Below are 20815 nucleotides of genomic sequence, written 5' to 3'. Positions count from 1 at the left end.
TTAGGCCTTTAAGAGCCGATCCACCTTTTTTAGGGCTTTTTGCCGCTGGATTTCAGTTTGGTGTTCAGGATTAAAGTTTTGCCAGTGGTAGTGCCGTAACCCTAGCTTACCGAACGTTCCGCGTTTGAGCGCCTTTGTGACGGGATTTCCGAAGATTAGCCGGTAGAGTGGCGTAGGCGTGCCAGAGACGGTTAAAACGTCAATTTCGGGGTTGCGGGGTAAAACGTGGGGCGATTTTTTGGCGTAGTGGTATTTGGTTAAGACTTTATCAATGAACCCCTTAGTCATGGCCGGCATCACTTCCCACCAAATCGGGAAAATAAAGATAATTCGGTCGGCCGAGGCTAATCGCTGATAGTAATCCTCCGCTTGGGCGTTAATCGGCCGCTTCGTCCGCCAATTTTCGAGGTCGGCTTGGTGCATAACGGGATCGAAGTGATCGGCGTGCAGGTCAATTAGGTCAACTTCACCGCCGTGTGCCGTGATAGACGTGCTGGCTTCCTTAGCGATCGCCGCACTATAACTGCGGAAGTGGGGCTGGTTTTCACTGGCCTTAATGGTGTAGGGGTGATCAAAAACAATAACGGTTTTCATAGGAAGACTTCTTTCTGATATTTATTCTTAGGAATGAATAGGAACCAGTAAAACTAGTCCGCTATTTTTCCGTTGGGTCTTGATTATTTATTCTCGAGAATATATCATGGAGTATAAAGTCATTATGACAAGATGTCAAGTATATTCGGAGGAATAAAAAATGAGTGAACTATCCCGAAAAGAGTTATCGGATACGATTCGAACGGAATTAGCCGAGTTTAGAAACCGCCAAATTGATGAAGAAACCATGACCTGGTACCTCAAAAACAGCCCGAATGAATTGAAGGATGCCGTCCAAAAAATGACGTTAAATGATTTAGATATTATTGATCTGGTTGCGAACCATCCCGATGAACGGTTGAGTGATTTTACGAAGTACACCACGATTCGACAGGGAACGATTTCTAAGATTGCGGCAAAGCTCGATCAGGCTGGCTTCTTAGAGAAATTTCACGAACCTGGCAACCAAAAAACGACCTACTTACGGTTATTACCGAACGGAGAGCTGATCCATGAGCTGCACCGGCGCTACCACCGTGACATGGATCAACGAATGGCTGCCGCCTTAAACCAGTTTTCTGATGGGGATTTGAACGCTGTGAGGGCCTTTTTACAGGTCATTAATGAGACGGATTGAAAAAACGGCCTGGTGTTTGGCCTCGTCTTTACCCACTTCTTCACGTACAATGGGTGGAAGACATTGAAACGGAAGAGAGAAGAAGAGAATGAATCGTAAAATGGTTTCGGGCTCGTTTTGGCTATCATTTGGTAGCATCATGTCCCGGGTGCTGGGAATTGTTTACTTAATTCCCTGGTTAGTCATGATGGGGGCCCCGGCCCACAAGGAAGCGGCCCAGGCGCTGTTTAATGTGGCTTATCAGCCCTATGCGCTGTTTATTTCGCTGGGAACGGCGGGCTTTCCGTCGGCGATTGCCCGGCGGATTGCAATTTATAATGGGGAAGATAAGTTTTTAAACAGCCGCTACCTCGCTAAGATGGGGTTTGCCGTTATGGCAGGATCGGGTGCCCTCTGCGGTCTACTGCTGTATTTATTAGCTCCCACACTTGCTAAAAATAGTGCGGTCGTTTCCGTTCACGACGCGGTAATTGCGATTCGGGTCCTCGTGCCCGCCATTATTATTTTGCCGTCGATGAGCATTTTACGGGGGTGGTTCCAGGGTAACCAAGATCTCAAACCCTTCGGAATTTCCCAGCTTTGGGAACAGCTGCTCCGAATTACCTTTATCTTAGCGGCCACCTACCTCATCATTGACGTTTATCACTTAGACTTTGTTTTAGCGGTCTACTACAGTGTTTTCGGGGCGTTCGTCGGTGCCGTAGCTAGTTACGTTTACCTCTGGTGGTATTACCGGAAGCAGGAGCCCACGTACCGGTTGCAGGCCGAACAAAGTCAGCCGTTTGATTTGCACGGGGTCGGCCACTCCCTACTGATGATTGCGTATGAATCCATTCCGTTTGTATTTGTGGGGGCTGGGATTACGCTCACCCAGCTGATTGACCAGCTATTTTTCAAACAGGTGATGGTGGGCGTACGACATCAGACTGTGGCGACTGCACAATATATTTATACGCTGTTTTCTGCGAACCCCACGAAAATTACCACGGTGATTGTTTCCCTGGCTATTGCCATTGCGGAAACGACGCTGCCGTTGTTAGCGACCAATAAGGCCGCGGGAAAGGGCGGGACAGCGAATATCATTAGCCAAAACCTTAATTTACTGCTGTTTACACTTCTACCCTCCGTCACTATTTTAGGGGCACTAGCGCCAGAAATTTATGGCATCTTCTTTTCGTTTAATCCGTTAGGGACTCACTACCTAGTGGCTAATATTTTTCAGAGCATTATTTTGGGAATTGCCATCGACGGCCTAACGCTGCTACAAGCTCTGCATGAAAGCAAGCGGGCAATGGTGTACCTTAGTATTGGGTTGGTCGTCAAATTGCTGCTACAATTCCCCATGGTCTATCTGTGGCAGGGATTTGGTGCCATTGCTGCCACCGCGATTGGATTTGGGGTCGTTGACCTGTTGTGGATGACCAAGATCTTTGGCCAGTACCATCTTCGGCTCCGCCAGTTTGGCCGTTTGCTGGGGATGAATCTGGGTTATGGTGTTGTGACGTTTAGTGTGAGTTTAGGATTCAACGCATGGCTTCAGCCGGAAACGAAACTCACGGCCTTTCTATTTGCCTGTGTTTTTGGTGGGATTTTTGCATTACTATACGTGTGGCTAGCAAACGTCACAGGGGTAGCGACCCGGGTCTTGGGGCGTCCCTTGAAAGTGTCGACCCTCAGGTGATTTTGTTTAATGGACTGCCGAGCAATGCCAGCGTTAGTTTTTGGAAGTTAATTAATTCTATCTTGACAATCGTGAATAAATTAGCTAATTTAAAAGTAGTTGAATATAACCATTTCTTCGGGGCAGGGTGAAACTCCCGACCGACGGTGATTCGTTAACGCGACAGTCCGTGACCCGCATTATGCGGTGGATGCAGTGAAATTCTGCAACCGACAGTGAAAGTCTGGATGGGAGAAGAAATGAAGTTGACTGGTGGGTTCTACCAGTCGCTTCTTTGGCACGTTTTTTTGTGCCGTCTACTCATGATGATGTAACGCCCCGTGATGGAAGTCACGGGGCGTTTTTAGTCTGTTATTTAAGAAATGGGGTGGAAAGAATGAATGATGAAGCTTACATGCGACTAGCCCTTCATGAAGCACAGAGGGGTCGGGGATTAACTTACCGGAATCCGCTTGTAGGCGCCGTGCTTGTGAAAGACGATCAAGTATTAGGTGCCGGTCATCACGTCCATTTTGGTCAATCCCATGCCGAAGTGGATGCCTTTAATCAGGTTCAACATCCCGAAGATGTGAAAAATTCAACCCTCTACGTGACCCTTGAGCCCTGCTGCCACACGGGTAAAACGCCACCGTGTGCGCACCAAATTGTGGATTGGGGGGTTAAAGAGGTGGTGGTGGCTCAGATGGATCCGAATCCGTTGGTGAAGGGTCAGGGCATTTCATACTTGGAAGCCCACGGGGTAACCGTAAAAATGGGGGTCTTAAGCACGGAAGCTGAACAGCTTAACGAGACCTACAACTTTTATTACCGCCACAAACGCCCACTAGTGACGGTCAAAACGGCCCAGAGCTTAGACGGAAAGATTGCCCTTCCGTACGCGGCCCGCACGTACCTAACGGATGCGGAAGCTAACGTTATGATTGATGATGACCGGGCGGAACAGCAAGCTATTTTAGTGGGCAGTCAAACGGTATTAGATGATGACCCGCAGCTTTTGGTTCGTCAGCCGTTAGAATACGCACCAGTCCGGGTGATTTTGGATCGGCGGGGCCGGCTTGTACCTCCGCTGCGACTTCTTAAGTGCGACGTGCCCATCTGGCTGTTTACCACTAATTGCCACGTGGCCGAACGGTTCTCGGCCTACCCGCAGGTCCGCATTTTCGTTGCCAAACGGTGGCCTGTTGCGGCAGTGGTGCAGCAATTGGGTCAATTAGGGATCCAGTCACTGATGGTGGAAGGCGGAGCGCACATCCAGAACGCCTTCTTGGCGGCTGACTTAGTGGATCAGCTGTTGATTTATCAAGTGTTTGAAGTGTTTGGCAGACTTTCATTACCCGCCTTTACGGGCCCCGAGGATCGCCGGCAGAAGTTTAGCCCAAGAAACATTATGCAGGTGGGCAACGCCCTTCGAATTTTAGCGGGGAGGCAATAACGATGTTTACGGGAATTATACAAGCTTCAGGTCGGATTAGCCGATTACAGCGCAGGGGGAACGCCATGCGGATTACCCTCCAAACGCCCCAAGAATTTACCGGGATGAAAGTTGGGGAAAGCCTAGCCGTGAACGGAATCTGTTTAACGGCTACTAACCTAGCCGACGGTGAATTTACGGCGGATGTGATGCCAGAAACGTATGAAAAGACCACGTTAGGAAAACTCGACGTTGGGGCCGTGGTTAACTTGGAACGGGCCCTCCCCGTTACCGGCCGGTTTGACGGTCACCTAGTTACCGGACATGTTGATGGTACGGGACGGGTAACGGCGAACCACCGGGTCGAAAACGCTCAGATTGTGACGATTAGTCTACCGCCCCAACTTCGAAATCAGTTGGTTACGAAGGGGGCCATTACGGTAGACGGGGCCAGTCTCACCGTCATTGAAGCTCGCCCCACCCAGTTTAGCATCGGATTAATTCCGGAAACTCAAGCCCGAACCACGTTAGCAAACGTCCGGGTTGGGCAGCTGGTTAATCTAGAAATTGATTTGGTTTTTCGGTACTTAGCCCACCTAGGGAGGAATCAGCAAAATGAAATCAACCAATATTGAGGCCGCACTTACCGCATTGCGGGCCGGCCAATTAGTGTTAGTCGTCGATGATGACCATCGGGAAGCCGAGGGGGATTTAATCGGGTTAAGCGAACTGGCAACTCCCGAAACGGTTAACCTGATGACCCAGTACGGGCGGGGCCTTATCTGTGTCCCCATCACCGCCGACCGGGCCAAGCTCTTGCACTTAGAATCCATGACGAATCAGAATACGGAACACTTCGGAACGGCGTTTACCGTTAGTGTTGATGCTCGAACGACTACGACGGGGATTTCCGCTTTCGAGCGCGCCGCAACCATTCGGCAGTTAGCCAATCCAGCTGCTCAGCCGACCGATTTTAACCGCCCCGGCCACGTCTTTCCTCTTATCGCCCAGCCCGGGGGTGTCTTAACGCGTCCGGGTCATACGGAAGCTGCCGTTGATTTGGCGCGGTTAGCCGGAGCCAAATCGACGTCAGCGTATATTTGTGAAACGCTGGCGCCTGACGGCCACATGCAGCGAACCGATGGGTTGAAAAGGCTAGCTGACAAGTTAGGCATGCCCAGGTTAACCATCGCAGAGTTAGCGGCTTACCGTTATGCACACGATCAGGGGGTAGTCACGGCGGATCGTACCGTGGCCCTTCCGAGCCGGTACGGCCGGTTTACCCTAACGGATTATACGAGCGTGGTGGATAATCGCCTCCAGCTTTTAATTGAAAGCCAGACGCCAATCCCCACAGGAGCCCCCCTAGTTCGGTTGCATTCAGAATGCTTAACGGGTGATGTGTTCGGCTCCAAGCGGTGTGACTGTGGGCAACAACTGCAAATGGCCTTGGACCGGATTAACCAGGAGGGGGGCTACGTCCTTTATCTCCGGCAGGAAGGCCGGGGCATTGGTCTGAAACAGAAGCTGCGGGCGTATGCCTTACAAGAGCAGGGGTACGATACGGTCGAAGCTAACGAATACTTAGGCTTTGCTCCGGATGAACGGGACTATGGGCTGGCAGCCGCTATCTTACACGAACGGGGCTTGACACACGTTCGGCTGCTGACCAATAACCCGGCTAAGGCTGAGGGATTAGCGCAGTATGGGATCGTGGTGGACGACTTAGTCCCGCTTGAAGCCGAAGTTTTTCCGGAGGATCGCGGCTACTTGAAAACCAAACAGCAAAAGTTTCACCATCACCTACACTTGGAGGATTAATAATGACAGTATATACAGGACACTACAATGCGACGACGGGCAGAATTGCCATTATCGTTAGCCGGTTTAACGCTGAAATAACCACGAACTTAGTTGCGGGAGCTCAAGATACGCTGTTACGTCACAATGTTTCATCCGAGCAAATCGACGTGGTATGGGTCCCTGGCGCCTTTGAAATTCCGGGAATGGTCCACCGATTACTGGCCCTGAATAAATATGATGGGGTGATTACCTTGGGAGCGGTTATCCGGGGCGAAACTGACCATTACCAATACATTAGTGGTGAGACCGTTAAGGGAATTAGCCAGCTTGCCCTGACCAGTTCGGTTCCCGTCGTCTTTGGGGTTTTGACAACGGATACTGTTGAACAGGCCCAGGCGCGGGCCGGTGGCAAAGCGGGTAATGAAGGTAGTGCGGTGGCAGAGGACCTGCTGGAAATGATGGACGTGAACGCGCAAGTCCAATCACGTTAACCAGGGGGACTATCACCAACCTGGCAGACAACTAAATGAGGCAGACGCCCTGGAATTCGACGATTCTCTGATCGAATGGGGGTGTCTGCCTCATTTGTTTGGGAATTATGTTTGAACGGGGTTGAACAATTGAGACATAAGTGTTTGTATAGAATGTAGATCGGATAATCAGAATGAAGTGGGGGCGTTAAGATGGCATGGAGGAAGAGACAACTGGTGAAATCAGTCGTTATTGGCCTCTTAGTCTGCGGGGCAGCCTACGTGACAATTTGGGTCACGGCTGACTTGCAGGACGGATTTGTGACGCAGCGGTTCTTATCCCGGGAGTTAAGAACCCAGGAGGCACCGAAACTAAAACGGGTGAGCGGCTCACAGCGAACGTACCATCAATTAAAGCGACTGAAGCACCCGATTAAGGTATCCGTTCAAGCGGATGATCAAGGCAGTGCGGATATTTCATACTACCCAATGAAGATTAACCAGCGTATTTACTGGGTATCATTAAAGCAGGGACAGTTTCCCCTGTTTGATCAAGTCGTTAAAATTGAAAGTGAACAGGACCTTTAGGGTGTGGAGCCACTCGGTAGACCTGGAGGATTAACGGACTACAACCCAATAGGGGCGCTAACCAAATTTTGGTTAGCGCCCCTATTGGGCATGATTTTTATTTAGTTGCGGTTCGCTGCGTTCCCCACGCTTGTACAAAGACCGTTGAGATAATCAGCAGGGTCCCAACAATTGCGGCGGATGTGAGGTGAACGTTTAAGAATAGCACGGATAGAATCGTTGCGGATAGGGGCTCACAGGCATCAATTACTCCCGCTGTGGTGGGGGTAATGTCGCGTAGGCTGGCAAGGTAGAGTAAATACCCCAGGAGGGTCCCACCGATAATGACAAAGGCAATCAGCCCCCAGGTAAGAGGCTGGGCCGCTGGGACACTACGCCAAATGGGATGGTAGCAGTTAAAAATTATGCCTCCGATAAGCATGGACCAACCCACAACCGGAATGGCACCGTACACCTTAATGAGCCGCACGGGCAAAATCGTATACAGCATAGCACCGATCGCTGATAGCAGGCCCCAAAAGACTGCCATGAGAGGAACGGAGAGGGTGTTTAAGTGCCCCGAAGTCACCACTAAGAAGGTCCCCACGGTTGCCATGATGACGGATAGGGTGTCAACCCGCCGGGGCCAAATTCGTTGATAGATGGCCATGACAATGATAATGAGGGTGGGGTTTAAAAACTGAAGTACGGTTGCCGTAGCGCTGTTTCCCGCCTGAATGGCAAAGAAATAGGTAGATTGAACACCTAACATACCAAAGATACTGAAGGCCAAAAGCAGCCAGGCATCATGGGAATCCCGCCAAATATCAAATAGGTGGCGGCCTTCCTGAAGGGCGCCTAATAACAGGATTAATCCTCCCGCTGTTAACATCCGGGCAACAATCATCCAGCTGGTGTTGACGGCAAAATGGTCAAAGAGGGCCTGAGCGACGGTGCCCGATACCCCCCATAACGTTGTACCAATAACGGCTAGCCAAATTCCCCGTGAATGAGTCTGCATGTTCTCCCAACTTTCAATCGACAATTTTGTGGATGTGTCTAGTGTAACTAATTGTGGGGCAAACTGAAATGGGAAGTTAAAAATAAACCGAAACGGCGACCCCCAAAACTTGACTGAAAGCACGTCAAGTTTTGGAAGGTCGCCGTTTAAGCGGGACTAAGATTAGCCGATTTAATTTCGCAGAGTGAGAAACGAGTGGAGGTAATTAGTCGTTTTTCCGCTTCCGGTCTACGCCTAAACCAAAGAGGCCTAGAATTGAGAGTGCGGCAGCAACCAGTCCGAATGATTGAGCATGGTTTTCGGCTTCGCCCGTTTGTGGCAGAGTGGTGGTTGTGTTAGCGTCCGCTTTCTTATTGGAAACGGTTGGGGTGGTGATCACCGTTTGACTTCCGTTACCGGTAACCGATCCCGTGGCAACATCCGTTACCCCACCGTTGTTATTGTGATCGGATGGGTTAGTGTTCGTTTGGTTGTCATCCTTACTGGTGTTGTTGTCGCTACCAGTTTGGTGATTTCCATTATCGGTGCTATTATCGCCAGAGTTATCGGTATTATTGTCACCGTTGTTCCCTGGGGTCGTGGTGGATCCATCTTCGTTCTTACTGTAGGATACTGTTACCACCTGGTTATCAGCGTCCGTAATGGTGTACGTCGTTGCTTGATCAGGGTCTAAGGTGTAACCATCGATGGTTACACTAGGAATCTGGATTTGTTCCCCAGCCTTCCCCGTTACCGTTCGAGTGGCTAAGACGTTGCCGTCATGGTCAACGTAGTGAATGGTAACCGTGATATCTGGATCTGGATTGGTTGGTTCAGTGGCCTTCTTCGAATACTTCACCGTTACAGTTTGGTTAGCTGCATCGGTAAGGGTATATGAAGTTGGTTGGTCGGCATCTAAGGTGTAGCCAGTAAATGACTTGCCTGGAATGTTAACCTTGTCGCCAACGTGGCCCTTAATGGTTTCAGTACCTAAGACGTTGCCATCTTCATCCACGTAGTTGACAACGACGGAAGCATCGTGATCGGGTTCGGCGTTCTTATCGTACTTCACCGTTACAGTTTGGTTAGCATCCTTAGTTAACGTGTATGAGTTAGGCTGGTTAGCTTCCTTAGTGTAACCAGCGAAGGTTTCATCGGGAATGCTGACTTGATCATTAACGTGGCCGTTAATGGTCTTGGTGCCTAAGACGTTGCCATCTTGGTCGACGTAGTTTACAACGACGGAAGCCTTTTGAATGTAACTCACCGTTACGGTTTGGTTGGCATCCTTGTTGTACGTGTAAGTGGTTGGCTGACCATCCTTTAAGTCGTACCCGTCAAAGGACTGACTTGGAATATCGACGGTTTCGCCATCCTTACCGGTTAACGTGGTTGACTTCAAAACGTTGCCGTCTTGATCAACGTAGTTAACGGTAACGGATTCGTCAGCTGCTGTTACGATAACTTCAACGACCTTGGAGGTGAAGTTGTTTGCGTCATCAGTGTAAGAATAGGTGACGTGGTAAGTTCCTGGGGTGTTGTAATCAACGTCCCCGGTAACGGAAGTTAATTGGGAGTAACTTAAGTTGTCCCCATGTTCATCCGTTCCCGAAACGTAACCTTCATCGTTGGTCCACTTGGTGCCTTCGGTGATCGTTTGGGTTCCCGTTACGTTTAAGACAACGGGTTGATCGTATTCAAAGGCGTAGAGGGCGTTAAAGGATTCCACGGTGTTAACGCCGTTTGCAGGATCCACGATGTTAATCCCAATTGGACTGTAGTAGTAAAGGGACCGACCCTGAGCGTCAAACCAGGCTTGCATTTGAGCAATGGATAGCGTGAGCTTTTGAGTCTTAGGGTCATAGGTAAAGCCAACGACGTGCTTCTGACCATCCTTGCCAATGTAGTAAGAGTTACTCGTTAACTGGGCAATCGTCTCGTTCAGTGTGTAACCGTTAATGGTCCGGATGTACGGTAGGATTGAGGATAAATCAAGGTCAGCTGGGGCGTTTAAAACGCGGCCGTCTGACGAAATATGGATGACCCCGCCACTAACAATTAATGGCTTTTGCTTCTTAATGGTCCCGTAGACGTTACCAACTAATGGGTTGCCCCAGTTGGTGACGTAAACGCTCTTACCCGCATTATCCTTAATGGTGTTTAAGGTTTCTTGGTTTTGTTGTTTAGAAGTATTGGAATTAGAAAGGGAGAGGCTTGGCTTGCCGTTCCCGGTGTTATCAATGATTTGGTAGTTGTTAAAGGTTCCATCATCAATAACTCCCTTTCCATCGACGTGGGGGTTACCACCCAAGTTAGCTGGGCCAACGCTGGAATCTTTAACGCCCCGGTTGTAATCAGAATTGTATTGGTCAAAATCGGAATCCGAGTAATGACTGGCCATATTGCCGGAGTTATTGTAACCATCCCAGTAGCCTTGGCCATCGTAGACTTCATCAGCGGCAGCAGATTTAGATGCTGCGGATGAAGATGAAGCCGTAACGGTGCTTGTCTTAGCGGCCGATGACTGGGTCGTCTTGCTAGTCGACTTAGAGGCGGCACTCGAAGTTGGGGTCGCAGCCGAGGAGGATGACTTAGCGGCTGATGAAGCGACCGTTTGTTTAGCCGCTGCTGAGGATTCGGAACTTGCCGAACTTGAAGCAGCTGACGAAGTCGTCTTAACCGTTGATTCAGATGTCTTTGTAACCGAAGCACTTGAGGCAGCTGAGCTAGCGGTTGCTGCCTTGGCATCACTAGCTGCTACACTAGAGCTGGCTGGGGTACTTGACGCCGCACTAGAAGTCGGCGCTGAACTTGAAACAGCAACCGTTTTCACATTTGTCGTGTCGGCATGAGCGGTAGGTGCCTGGAAGGTAGCTAAGCCAAATGAAAATAAGGCAATTCCAGCAACCATCCAATTTTTCTTGGATTTATACATTTTATAACGAACGGTCTTTTTTACCCCGTTATGATTTTGCGATCCCATATTTCTTTCCTCTTCTTTCGTCTCTGAAGTTGGTTGGCACGACCGTCAACCATCATATTCAGACTAGCACACGAAGTAAATAATTCACAGTATTAAATATACGAAGGAGGAACTTTAAGGTTATCTGTTTCATTCCCGGGACAGACTATTTGAAGATTGTGAATTAAATACTGATGTAGCTTTTGCTTTTCAAACGTATGTTCGTGTGATAGAGTAAAACGAGAACGTACGTTCGGATGACGAATAAACACGGTTTGGAAGTGATCAAATGGACTATTCAAATGAGCCGCACGGGGTCTATTTTTTTATTGATAACAAATCCTTTTATGCAAGCTGCGAGAGTGTGGCCCGGCGGATTGACCCCCTAGAATCGATTTTAGTGGTGATGTCTGAACAGGAAAATACAAACGGGGGACTGATTTTAGCTGCTTCACCCATGGCTAAGCAGTTGTTTCACATCACGAACGTCTCGCGTCAACGGGATCTGCCCGATGATGAACGACTGATAGTGGTGCCGCCTCGAATGAATTTATACATTAGAAAGAACCTGGAAATCAACGCTATTTACAACCGGTACGTGGCAAAGGCGGATCTTCTACCGTATTCAATTGATGAATCCCTCCTGGATGTGACGAAGAGCTGGTTCCTATTTGGCCATGACCTGTTAGAAGTGGCTCAGCAAATCCAGCAGCAGATTTATCAGGAACTTGGTCTCTACACTACCGTTGGCGTGGGCGAAAATCCGGTTCAAGCCAAGTTAGCGCTCGACTTATATGCCAAACACGATCCTAACCGAATTGGGCAGATCAAATACGATACGGTGGCCGAACGACTCTGGCCGGTGACCCAGCTAACGGATGTATGGAGCATTGGGCGGCGGACCGCAAAGCGACTAAATCAATTACATATTGACTCAATGGCGGATTTAGCGCGGGCCAACCCGTACGACCTTAAGGCGGAGTTTGGTGTGATGGGGTTCCAATTGTTTGCCCTGGCGTGGGGTGTTGATCGAAGCCAACTAACGGAGCCCCTTAAGATTCGGGACGTCAGCTTTAGTAATTCACAGGTTCTAGCCCGGGATTACAACCGGTTAGAAGAAATTGAAGTGGTGATCCGTGAAATTGGGGAGCAGGTTGCTTCCCGGGTTCGGGCGCACGGCAAGCTTGCGGGAGAGATTGGGTTATCGATTGGATTTGCCCACCCGGCGATAACCCAAACGGGCACCCCGGGGTTTAGCCACCGGATGAGGCTTGAACCCACCAACGATAATCGGGAAGTGGCCAGGCAGCTCCGGTTTCTCTTTGAAAAATACTGGGAGGGCCAGGCGGTCCGCAATATTGCGGTCCAGCTCGGCCGGTTAAGCCCGGATAATCATCAGCAACTGGATCTTTTTCACCCGGTTGACCAGCAGATTCAGACCAACACCATTAATCGGACCCTCGACCAAATTCGCCGGCGGTACGGCTCAAGTGCCATCGTTAAGGCGAGCAGCCTACGGACTGGGGCCACGGCCATTCAGCGGGCCAGCCTTGTGGGCGGACATAACGGGGGGAACGCTTATGATTGATTGCCACCGAGAAACGGCTATTATTCTAGATCGCTTAGCCGACCACTTTAAAAAACGGCCACGAACAATCTATCAACTGTCCGTGGCCTGGGATCCCTATGAAGGCGGGATTAATTTCTTTATTTTAATTCACAAACTAGGTCACCGGCAGCGCTCCATTCCACTCCATACCGTTAAAACGACGGAGTTGGCGGATTTTGAAACCATCATGACCGAAATTAAGGGTGCAACCCAGATTTCCGTGGTTTACGCCGGGTTTGACGGGTTGCGGTGGCCGAGTTCAAACCAGTTAATCACTTAATGGCAGGTTTAAGAGGTGAGCGGCGTTTTGGTAACCAATTTGTTCCTTGAGCGAGTCGTCAATTGGCAGCTGATCAAACCAGTTTGCACCCTCTTCATTAGTCACGTAGGGAAAATCTAGCGAAAATAACATGTGATCGGGGCCAAATGCTTCTAGGGCCGCCAGAAACGCGGCCGTTGAAAAGTGGCCGCTGGTAGTAGCAAAGACGTTTGTGCGCAAGTAATCCGTCAGGGGTCGAAGGTTCTTGGCCCCCGTCTGACCGTGCCGCTGTTTGTATAGGCGGGCCTGCGTCCGGGGTAGTGTTTGGGAGAGGCCTTCGCCCAGGTGACCCAGAATGAGGTGCAAGTTCGGATACTGATCGAAAAGCCCGCTCATCATCAGTCGAACGGTATGCACGGCGGTCTCTTGGGTGTAGCCCCAAGCTGAACCGATTAACCCCGGATAGCCCGCATAAATGCGTTGTTGTGACGGTTGAGGATTTCTAGGATGAAGGTAGACGGGGACGTTTAGTTCGTTAACCTTTGCCCAAAAAACGGCCATTGAGGGATCGTCCAAGTAAACCACTTCGTCGGGGTCGGCTAAATTGGTATAGCCATTAATTAAAGCGCCTTTCATCCCTAACTGGGTTACCGCCCGTTCTAATTCGTCAGCGGCAGCCTGCGGATCTTGGAGCGCCACGGCGGCGAAAGCACTAAACCGGCCGGGATAAGCGTTAACATAGGCTTCCGTCACGGCATCGTTGCTTTCCTTTGCCAGTGCAATCGCCTGCTGCTTGTCGCTAATTCCTTGGACGCCGGGGGAATTCAGGGACAAGACGACCTGATCTATGGCCATTCCGTTTAATTCCTGAACGTAATTTTTTTGGTTACCCCAGAGGTTTTCCCGGATGAATTGGGCATCAGTGGGACCAAAAACAGCGGCGGTATCAACGTCCTGCCAAAGCTTTGTGTTCATTGGGGAAGAAAAATGTTCTTCCAGCGCAATTTTTTTAACCATAAAACGACCCCCTAAAATTAAAAATAGTTACTTCTTTTATCTCCTAATCAGGATCAAAACGCAACGATAAACCCTTATTTTTGAACGGAGGTGGGATTAAAATGAAGCGACCGCCATTTACGGATGCGGACGTCCAGCATTTTTTTGACGTTGATTATCACGACCGGGGATTAATGAAGTGGCAGGGATATTTTCTCTCTGATCACACGTCAGCAATCAAGGAGGCACAGTCAGATAACCAATGGAAAACCCAGCCGCTGCCCCGCCAATCCCAACCAGAAATTAAGCGGCGGCTGGTTCAGGCGGTCCATAAGCAGCGGCCCGTTTTAGTTCAACAGCTGTCCATTGACGGCCAAACAAACGCCCACAACTTTGCGACCGGAATCGTCGACTAGGTTTGCGATTCAGAATGCTATGTTGGATCAGCACTGCTGAGTCTCACTGATATCCGGGCAGTGGTCTGGCAGCCGCACTAGAGGTGGTGGATTCGGTAAATGGCACTAGTAAGAATCAAAACGAGTCCCGCCAATAAGAGCGGGAAAAGTTGGATTCCGATGGTTTGCGTGAGCCAGCCAAATAGGGGCGGCAAAAGGGTCGTACCCGTGTAGGCGCTGGCCATTTGATACCCGATCATGGCCTGCGATCGAGCGGGACCAAAGGTGGTTGGCGTTTCGTGGATGAGAGAGGGGTAAATGGGGGCACACCCTAGTCCCATCAGGGGGAGAGCGAGAATGGCGGTACCTGAGGTTGGGATGAGAAGCAGAAGGGTTCCTAGGGCCAAGCAACCCAGTCCCGTTTGAATTAAGCGTCGGTCGCTAACTCGATTGGCCAAGACCCCGGCGAAGAACCGGCCCGTCATAATGCCCATGTAGAAAAAGGCGGTGTATTGAGCGGCACTCGCTACGGAGATCGCCCGCCCCTTAACGAGAAAACTACTGGTCCATAATCCCGTTGTTTGTTCCAGGGCGTTATAAACAAAGAAACTGAGAGTTGCCGCTTTAAATCCCTTGATGTGCCAAAGGGGTTCCCGGTCGGTGATCAGAGGTTCCGCATCGGTAGGAGTGACCTCGGCAAAACGGTGCCAAAGGGGCAGACTGATGATGAGGGCAATCCAGATTATGGCTTGAATCCCAGCCACCAAGAGGTAGCCGCCCCGCCACCCGAAGCCATTTCTAAGACTGGTGCCCATTAAGATGGGGCTTAGCGTGGCGCCAACACCCCACATGCAGTGCAGCCAGTTCATGTGGCGCGAGGAAAAATGCAGGGCGACAAAGTTGTTTAGGGCGGTATCAATGGCCCCGGCGCCGAGCCCATATGGAATGGCTAACAGGCATAACCCCCAAAATGTGGGGGAGAGGGCAAACCCCAGCAAAGCTAGGGCGGTTAGAAAAACACTCCAGGTAGTGACGGCTGCGGTCCCCCTTTTACGGATTAATCGGTTCGCAAAGAGACTGGATAGGATGGTGCCGATTGAAATAATCATTGTAATAAGACCGGCGCTCGCCAGGGGGACGTTTAATGATTGGTGCATGGCGGGCCAGGCGGAGCCTAACAGGGAGTCAGGCAGGCCTAAGCTGACAAAGGCAAGGTAAATAAAAATTAACAGTAAACTGGTCATGACGTTCGGTTCCCCCTATCGTTGTTTAAGCCTATCAGTTTCGACTAGTTTTATGATGCAGAAAATTATGACTATTTTGAATGACGACCGGATAAATTTGCGTTGCTATCAGATTAGGGGATTGGTATGATGAGGAAAACGGATTCTTTAGGCTTAAGCCAAGATTAAGTAAGAGGGAATATTTATGGTAACGATTCGGGACATCGCTAAAGAAGCCGGTGTATCAGTATCGACAGCGTCCAGAGCATTAAATGATAATCCACATGTCTCCCAAGCTACCCGGCAGCGGGTGCAGCAGCTGGCGGAACAAATGGGGTACGTCCCCAATTTGAACGCTAAAAACCTGACGAACGGTGAAGCGAATGCCGTTGGCGTTATTTTTCCAACGAGTGATCGGGTGGCACAAGCCAATCCATTTTACATTGACCTATTGCGAGGCATCAACTTAGAATTAGTGGCCCACCACGCTGTGTTATCCATTGCGATTGGCAGCACGCCCGAAATGCTGCTGCAGAACGTGCGGGCAATGGTTCAGCAAAGTCACATTAAGAAGTTTATTTTTCTTTACTCAGATGTTAATGATGAAGTCGCTCAATGGTTAAGGGATCAAGACATTCCCTTTGTAATCGTGGGCCATCCAATTGACCACGGGGACGACCTCTTTGTGGATAATGATAACTTTGAAGCGGGTGCCGCTGCCGCACGGTATCTCCTCACCCACTATCACGTGAAACACCCCGTCTTTGTGGAGTCTAATCAAGGTTGGGAGTATGAAATGAACCGGCGGGAGGGATTCGAACGGGTCATGGCAGCTTACCACATTCCGGTTCGGATTATTTCGATCACGGCCGAGACTTCAAATACAGAAACCATTCACGCCATTGAGAATAATCCGGCCATCGACGGGGTGATTGCCACCGATGATGATCGAGCAATGGAATTCTACCGCCTATGGCACCTGACCCAGACGGAAACCATTCCCTTCATTAGTTTTAACCAGACGGTCGCCAAACAGTTGGTGGATAATGAATTTCACTCCATTAATCTGTTTCCGGAACGGATGGGGGAGGCTGCAGCTCAATTGCTGTTTCAGTCCGATGAATCGACAAGGGCCCGGCACCGGCTGATTCCGTTTGAAATTAATTAAAAATTGATGTTGGAGTGGGAACCTCAAGCATCCAGACCATTTTGACAGGGATTGTTACCGGATTCGGTTAGTCGTAATCGGATTTGATCATAATCCCTTTTTGTTTTGCAATGGCCATGACGTGCAGGAGATCCATGAACTTCGCTATGCCCCCGGTAGGATTGGGATTAATGAACCGTTAATTTCACAAGATAACGAACAATGATTAATATATCACGTTTGTAAACGGTTGCAAAGGTAATTAAATTATTTTTACGCAAACGGTTGCATTATTTTGCAAACGGTTTCATAATGGAGCCAATCATAAATGATCATTTTGATTGAACAAGCACCGTGGACGTTAAAGTTATATTGCTTAAGGAGGAAAATAGCATGGCTGACACCGTACAACCAGATAACGGTCAGGTCGTTTTAGAGTCTCAATCAGGGCTGCCCAAGTTAACGCCAAGTATGATTTGGATGATTAACCTTGGGTTCCTAGGGGTTCAGACGGCCTTTACACTGCAGAGTTCTCAAATGAGTCGGATCTTTCAAACGATTGGGGCCAACCCCAATAACTTAGGGTGGTTTTTTATTTTGCCACCCCTAGCTGGACTAATTGTTCAGCCCATTGTCGGGTATTACTCCGACAGAACGTGGTCGCCGAAGTTTGGCGGCCGCCGGTTACCCTACTTAGCTTTAGGTACCATTATTGCTGTGATTGTCATGTGTCTGCTTCCAAACTCGGGCAGTCTTGGGTTCGGTTACGGTTCCTTTGCCGCCCTGATGTTTGGTGCGGTAACCGTGGCCCTGCTGGACTTATCATCCAACATTGCGATGCAGCCGTTTAAAATGATGGTCGGCGACATGGTAAATGATAATCAAAAGAGTTACGCATACGGAATTCAAAGTTTCTTATCCAATACGGGTGCCGTGCTAGCGGCGATCTTACCCTTCCTGTTTGCTTGGTGGGGAATTAGCAATACCGCCAAGAAAGGGGTCGTCCCACAATCCGTTGTGATTTCCTTTTACGTGGGGGCAGCCATTCTTGTGGTAACGAGTTTATTTACCCTGTTAAAGGTTAAGGAATACGATCCAGAACATTACGCCCTGTACCACGGAATTTCCGAGGAAGCCAATAGTACGGGAGGTAACTGGTGGACCCTCTTGAAATCGGCACCCAAGGTCTTTTGGACGGTGACCCTGGTTCAATTCTTCTGCTGGATGGCCTTTCAGTATCTCTGGACTTATTCCGCGGGCGCCATTGCTTCTAACGTTTGGCATACCACCAACGCAGCGAGTGCTGGGTACCAAGCGGCGGGGAACTGGTACGGTGTGTTAGCGGCCGTCCAATCCATTGCCGCTGTCATTTGGTCCTACGTCCTGGCCAAACTGCCGAATTCCCACCATAAGTTTGACTACGCCTTCAGTCTTCTATTGGGGTCGGTCGGGTTTATCGCCGTGTTCTTTATTCATTCTCAATACACGCTGATTATTGCCTTTGCCCTAATTGGAATGGCGTGGGCCGCAATGAACACCTACCCGCTGACCATGGTGACGAACGCCTTAACGGGAGCCCACATGGGGACGTACCTAGGCCTCTTTAACGGGTCGATTTGTTTGCCACAGATTGTGGCCTCATTAGCTAGTTTTGCCCTCTTTCCACTCCTCGGCAGCAGTCAGATCAACATGTTCCTGCTAGCTGGAATTGTTATGCTGTTAGGGGCATTTAGCGTGGGAACCATTAAGGAAACCTACCGGGCTTAACCGTAAAAATGAAAGGAATTTGAATGATGAAACGAACATTTGAAATTGCGCCCTGGCATGTGACGACGCACCGCATGGATAAGGACGATAAACGGCTCCAAGAGTCCATGACCAGTCTGGGCAATGGCTACATGGGGATGCGCGGGTTTTATGAGGAAGATTACTCCGGTGATACGCTGCCGGGTGTTTACCTGGGCGGGGTTTGGTACCCCGATAAAACCCGGGTGGGCTGGTGGAAAAACGGCTACCCCCTCTACTTTGGCAAGGTGATTAATGCCGTCAATTTTATCAAGCTGAACGTGGTGTTAAACGGCGACCAAGTTGACCTTAACCGGGATGATATTAGTGATTTTGAACTAGATTTAGATATGAAACAGGCGCGGTTAACCCGGACGTTTACGGTAACAACGCCACACGCCAAGGCTAACGTGGTGTTTGATCGGTTTTTAAGCATTGCGACCCCGCAGCTCTCGGTTCAGCGGGTAACGGTGACCAATTTGGCTGATGACCAACTGAACGTTCAGTTACTGCCAGCCATTGATGGCAACGTAAAGAATGAAGACGCGAACTACGATGAAACGTTTTGGGAGATTTTAAAGACGGATCAGCAGTTGGACTCTGGCTCCGTGATGGCTCAAACCACACCGAACACGTTCGGTACCCCACAGTTTACATCGGACATGTTAATGCACAATCACGCCACCAACCTGACGGCCCAACCGATTGCCCAGCCAACGACTAGCGCCATTGCGAATTCCTTTGTTGGTACCTTAGCGCCCCGGCAAAGTGCCCACCTCGAAAAACGGGTGATCGTGGTGACGTCAAGGGATTATGAAACGACCGCCGATCTGGAATCCGGGATGCAAAGCTTAATGGCTCAGGTTGAACAACAAAGTTACGCAACGTTATTTAAAGCCCATACGGATGCGTGGGCCAAACGTTGGACCCGCTCCGATGTGACGATTGAGGGCGATGATGAATCGCAGCAGGGGATTCGGTTTAACCTGTTTAACCTCTTTTCCACGTATTACGGGGATGACTCCCGGTTGAATATTGGGCCGAAGGGCTTTACCGGTGAAAAGTACGGTGGGGGAACCTACTGGGATACCGAAGCCTTCTGCGTTCCCGTCTACCTTGGGGTTGCTGACCCGGGCGTGGTTAAAAACCTCTTATTATACCGGTATAACCAATTAGACGGGGCCTACCATAATGCGCAGGAACAGGGTCTAAAGGGGGCCCTCTTCCCAATGGTGACGTTTAACGGAATTGAGTGCCATAACGAATGGGAAATTACGTTCGAAGAGATCCACCGGAACGGTGATATTGCGTTCGCCATCTATAACTACACGCGTTATACCGGTGATGACCAGTACGTTCATCATGAGGGCGCCAAGGTGCTTACCGAAATTTCGCGGTTTTGGGCTGACCGGGTTCACTACAATGCCATTAAAGACTGCTATATGATGGGCGGAGTAACGGGACCTGACGAGTATGAAAATAACGTTGATAATAATTGGTACACCAACTACTTAGCCCAGTGGACGTTAAAGTATACCCTGCAAATTCTTGATGGGGTGGACGCAGAAGTCGCCAATGACTTAGCCGTTAGTGACGCTGAAAAGCTGCAGTGGCAGACGATCGTTAATAAAATGTACCTGCCAACCGATTCTGACCGGCACATTATCCTGCAACAGGACGGCTTTTTAGACAAGGAACTAAAGCCCGCTACTGAAATTCCGGCTGAGGAGCTCCCCCTTAACCAACACTGGTCGTGGGATAAAATTTTACGGTCGCCGTACATTAAGCAGGGGGATGTGATTCAGGGGCTATGGGACTTCATCGATGATTTTACCCCCGGCGAAAAGAAGGCAAACTTCGACTTCTACGAACCATTAACCGTTCATGAATCCAGCTTATCGCCTGCGATCTATTCCGTTTTAGCCTCGGATATTGGGTACGAAGATAAAGCTTATGAGTTGTACGAACGGACGGCCCGATTGGACCTGGATAACTATAACGGCGATACGGTCGACGGCTTGCACATTACCGCGATGACTGGAGGATGGATTGCTGTTGTTCAGGGGTTTGCCGGGATGCGAGTCCGCAATGACCGCCTGCACTTTGCTCCGTTCCTACCGAAGAAGTGGACCAGTTACCAGTTCCGGCAGCTGTTCCGGGGCCGGGTCATTGACGTTCACGTTGATGAAACCGGGACGACGTTACACCTGATTAGTGGTGCCCCCCTTACCGTTGATCTAGCGGGAACGGCGGTTAACCTGAAGTAATGAAATCCC

18 protein-coding genes and 1 riboswitch are annotated in these 20815 nt (G+C 49.8%); of the genes, 13 read left to right on the top strand and 5 right to left on the bottom strand.

Going from position 1 to position 20815, the window contains the following annotated elements:
- Entirely contained in the window at positions 1 to 594 is a 594-nt protein-coding gene (locus tag DCM90_RS05270; protein WP_109250289.1) for an NAD(P)H-dependent oxidoreductase, read from the bottom strand.
- Between the two features lie 160 nt (positions 595 to 754).
- Between DCM90_RS05270 and DCM90_RS05265 the strand changes: the two genes are divergently transcribed.
- From DCM90_RS05265 to DCM90_RS05235, 7 genes are all read left to right on the top strand, one after another.
- Positions 755 to 1231 carry a MarR family transcriptional regulator gene (locus DCM90_RS05265; RefSeq protein WP_109250288.1) on the top strand — a complete coding sequence of 159 codons (477 nt, stop codon included), beginning with the start codon at positions 755 to 757 and terminating at the stop codon, positions 1229 to 1231.
- Positions 1232 to 1319: 88 nt separating this feature from the next.
- Positions 1320 to 2912 carry a polysaccharide biosynthesis protein gene (locus tag DCM90_RS05260; RefSeq protein ID WP_109250287.1) on the top strand — a complete coding sequence of 531 codons (1593 nt, stop codon included), beginning with the start codon at positions 1320 to 1322 and terminating at the stop codon, positions 2910 to 2912.
- A gap of 109 nt (positions 2913 to 3021) precedes the next feature.
- Positions 3022 to 3155, top strand: a riboswitch (FMN riboswitch).
- 133 nt (positions 3156 to 3288) lie between these two features.
- The gene (gene ribD / locus DCM90_RS05255; protein WP_109250286.1) at positions 3289 to 4344 is read left to right on the top strand and encodes a bifunctional diaminohydroxyphosphoribosylaminopyrimidine deaminase/5-amino-6-(5-phosphoribosylamino)uracil reductase RibD; all 1056 of its coding nucleotides are present in this window, start codon (positions 3289 to 3291) and stop codon (positions 4342 to 4344) included.
- A 2-nt stretch (positions 4345 to 4346) separates the two neighbouring features.
- A complete protein-coding gene (locus DCM90_RS05250) occupies positions 4347 to 4958 on the top strand; it encodes a riboflavin synthase (RefSeq protein WP_109250285.1) in 612 nt (203 codons plus the stop codon).
- A complete protein-coding gene (gene ribB / locus DCM90_RS05245; RefSeq protein ID WP_109250284.1) occupies positions 4939 to 6144 on the top strand; it encodes a 3,4-dihydroxy-2-butanone-4-phosphate synthase in 1206 nt (401 codons plus the stop codon). The genes DCM90_RS05250 and ribB overlap by 20 nt, the downstream gene beginning before the upstream one ends.
- A 2-nt stretch (positions 6145 to 6146) precedes the next feature.
- Positions 6147 to 6617: a 6,7-dimethyl-8-ribityllumazine synthase gene (gene ribH, locus DCM90_RS05240; protein ID WP_109250283.1), complete on the top strand. Its 471-nt coding sequence runs from the start codon at positions 6147 to 6149 to the stop codon at positions 6615 to 6617.
- Positions 6618 to 6833: 216 nt separating this feature from the next.
- Positions 6834 to 7184 (top strand): hypothetical protein, encoded by a 351-nt coding sequence (locus tag DCM90_RS05235; protein WP_109250282.1) that lies wholly within the window; start codon positions 6834 to 6836, stop codon positions 7182 to 7184.
- A gap of 97 nt (positions 7185 to 7281) precedes the next feature.
- Here the strand turns inward: DCM90_RS05235 and DCM90_RS05230 are convergent, their stop codons facing one another.
- Together DCM90_RS05230 and DCM90_RS05225 are read right to left on the bottom strand one after the other, a co-directional pair.
- Positions 7282 to 8184 (bottom strand): DMT family transporter, encoded by a 903-nt coding sequence (locus DCM90_RS05230; protein ID WP_109250281.1) that lies wholly within the window; start codon positions 8182 to 8184, stop codon positions 7282 to 7284.
- 205 nt (positions 8185 to 8389) lie between these two features.
- Positions 8390 to 11146 carry a MucBP domain-containing protein gene (locus DCM90_RS05225; RefSeq protein WP_109250280.1) on the bottom strand — a complete coding sequence of 919 codons (2757 nt, stop codon included), beginning with the start codon at positions 11144 to 11146 and terminating at the stop codon, positions 8390 to 8392.
- Between the two features lie 268 nt (positions 11147 to 11414).
- Here DCM90_RS05225 and DCM90_RS05220 point away from each other — a divergent pair, with 268 nt between their 5' ends.
- Together DCM90_RS05220 and DCM90_RS05215 are read left to right on the top strand one after the other, a co-directional pair.
- Positions 11415 to 12713 carry a Y-family DNA polymerase gene (locus tag DCM90_RS05220; RefSeq protein WP_109250279.1) on the top strand — a complete coding sequence of 433 codons (1299 nt, stop codon included), beginning with the start codon at positions 11415 to 11417 and terminating at the stop codon, positions 12711 to 12713.
- Positions 12706 to 13014 (top strand): hypothetical protein, encoded by a 309-nt coding sequence (locus DCM90_RS05215; RefSeq protein WP_109250278.1) that lies wholly within the window; start codon positions 12706 to 12708, stop codon positions 13012 to 13014. The genes DCM90_RS05220 and DCM90_RS05215 overlap by 8 nt, the downstream gene beginning before the upstream one ends.
- Here the strand turns inward: DCM90_RS05215 and DCM90_RS05210 are convergent.
- The gene (locus tag DCM90_RS05210; protein ID WP_109250277.1) at positions 13003 to 14010 is read right to left on the bottom strand and encodes an amidohydrolase family protein; all 1008 of its coding nucleotides are present in this window, start codon (positions 14008 to 14010) and stop codon (positions 13003 to 13005) included. The genes DCM90_RS05215 and DCM90_RS05210 overlap by 12 nt on opposite strands.
- Before the next feature lie 101 nt (positions 14011 to 14111).
- On the opposite strand from DCM90_RS05210, the gene DCM90_RS05205 reads away from it, so the two are divergent.
- Entirely contained in the window at positions 14112 to 14405 is a 294-nt protein-coding gene (locus DCM90_RS05205) for a hypothetical protein (protein WP_109250276.1), read from the top strand.
- A gap of 77 nt (positions 14406 to 14482) precedes the next feature.
- Here DCM90_RS05205 and DCM90_RS05200 read toward each other — a convergent pair whose 3' ends face one another.
- Positions 14483 to 15628 (bottom strand): MFS transporter, encoded by a 1146-nt coding sequence (locus tag DCM90_RS05200; RefSeq protein WP_109250275.1) that lies wholly within the window; start codon positions 15626 to 15628, stop codon positions 14483 to 14485.
- Between the two features lie 184 nt (positions 15629 to 15812).
- On the opposite strand from DCM90_RS05200, the gene DCM90_RS05195 reads away from it, so the two are divergent.
- The 3 genes from DCM90_RS05195 (at position 15813) to DCM90_RS05185 (ending at position 20806) form a co-directional block, all read left to right on the top strand.
- Entirely contained in the window at positions 15813 to 16775 is a 963-nt protein-coding gene (locus DCM90_RS05195; protein ID WP_109250274.1) for a LacI family DNA-binding transcriptional regulator, read from the top strand.
- 372 nt (positions 16776 to 17147) lie between these two features.
- Entirely contained in the window at positions 17148 to 18521 is a 1374-nt protein-coding gene (locus DCM90_RS05190; RefSeq protein ID WP_109250273.1) for an SLC45 family MFS transporter, read from the top strand.
- Positions 18522 to 18547: 26 nt separating this feature from the next.
- Positions 18548 to 20806 carry a glycoside hydrolase family 65 protein gene (locus DCM90_RS05185; RefSeq protein ID WP_109250272.1) on the top strand — a complete coding sequence of 753 codons (2259 nt, stop codon included), beginning with the start codon at positions 18548 to 18550 and terminating at the stop codon, positions 20804 to 20806.
- Positions 20807 to 20815 lie beyond the last annotated feature (9 nt).

It is taken from the genome of Levilactobacillus bambusae (assembly GCF_003124125.1).
Lineage (GTDB): Bacteria > Bacillota > Bacilli > Lactobacillales > Lactobacillaceae > Levilactobacillus > Levilactobacillus bambusae.
The sequence above is the reverse complement of the archived record's forward strand: the minus strand, read 5'-3'. Positions and strand labels throughout refer to the sequence as shown.

What these genes read in the sequence shown, in the direction of transcription:
- DCM90_RS05270 (WP_109250289.1), bottom strand. Translation starts at nt 594, where the DNA reads ATGAAAACCGTTATTGTTTTTGATCACCCCTACACCATTAAGGCCAGT.
- DCM90_RS05265 (WP_109250288.1), top strand. Translation starts at nt 755, where the DNA reads ATGAGTGAACTATCCCGAAAAGAGTTATCGGATACGATTCGAACGGAA.
- DCM90_RS05260 (WP_109250287.1), top strand. Translation starts at nt 1,320, where the DNA reads ATGAATCGTAAAATGGTTTCGGGCTCGTTTTGGCTATCATTTGGTAGC.
- ribD (WP_109250286.1), top strand. Translation starts at nt 3,289, where the DNA reads ATGAATGATGAAGCTTACATGCGACTAGCCCTTCATGAAGCACAGAGG.
- DCM90_RS05250 (WP_109250285.1), top strand. Translation starts at nt 4,347, where the DNA reads ATGTTTACGGGAATTATACAAGCTTCAGGTCGGATTAGCCGATTACAG.
- ribB (WP_109250284.1), top strand. Translation starts at nt 4,939, where the DNA reads ATGAAATCAACCAATATTGAGGCCGCACTTACCGCATTGCGGGCCGGC.
- ribH (WP_109250283.1), top strand. Translation starts at nt 6,147, where the DNA reads ATGACAGTATATACAGGACACTACAATGCGACGACGGGCAGAATTGCC.
- DCM90_RS05230 (WP_109250281.1), bottom strand. Translation starts at nt 8,184, where the DNA reads ATGCAGACTCATTCACGGGGAATTTGGCTAGCCGTTATTGGTACAACG.
- DCM90_RS05225 (WP_109250280.1), bottom strand. Translation starts at nt 11,146, where the DNA reads ATGGGATCGCAAAATCATAACGGGGTAAAAAAGACCGTTCGTTATAAA.
- DCM90_RS05220 (WP_109250279.1), top strand. Translation starts at nt 11,415, where the DNA reads ATGGACTATTCAAATGAGCCGCACGGGGTCTATTTTTTTATTGATAAC.
- DCM90_RS05215 (WP_109250278.1), top strand. Translation starts at nt 12,706, where the DNA reads ATGATTGATTGCCACCGAGAAACGGCTATTATTCTAGATCGCTTAGCC.
- DCM90_RS05210 (WP_109250277.1), bottom strand. Translation starts at nt 14,010, where the DNA reads ATGGTTAAAAAAATTGCGCTGGAAGAACATTTTTCTTCCCCAATGAAC.
- DCM90_RS05205 (WP_109250276.1), top strand. Translation starts at nt 14,112, where the DNA reads ATGAAGCGACCGCCATTTACGGATGCGGACGTCCAGCATTTTTTTGAC.
- DCM90_RS05200 (WP_109250275.1), bottom strand. Translation starts at nt 15,628, where the DNA reads ATGACCAGTTTACTGTTAATTTTTATTTACCTTGCCTTTGTCAGCTTA.
- DCM90_RS05195 (WP_109250274.1), top strand. Translation starts at nt 15,813, where the DNA reads ATGGTAACGATTCGGGACATCGCTAAAGAAGCCGGTGTATCAGTATCG.
- DCM90_RS05190 (WP_109250273.1), top strand. Translation starts at nt 17,148, where the DNA reads ATGGCTGACACCGTACAACCAGATAACGGTCAGGTCGTTTTAGAGTCT.
- DCM90_RS05185 (WP_109250272.1), top strand. Translation starts at nt 18,548, where the DNA reads ATGAAACGAACATTTGAAATTGCGCCCTGGCATGTGACGACGCACCGC.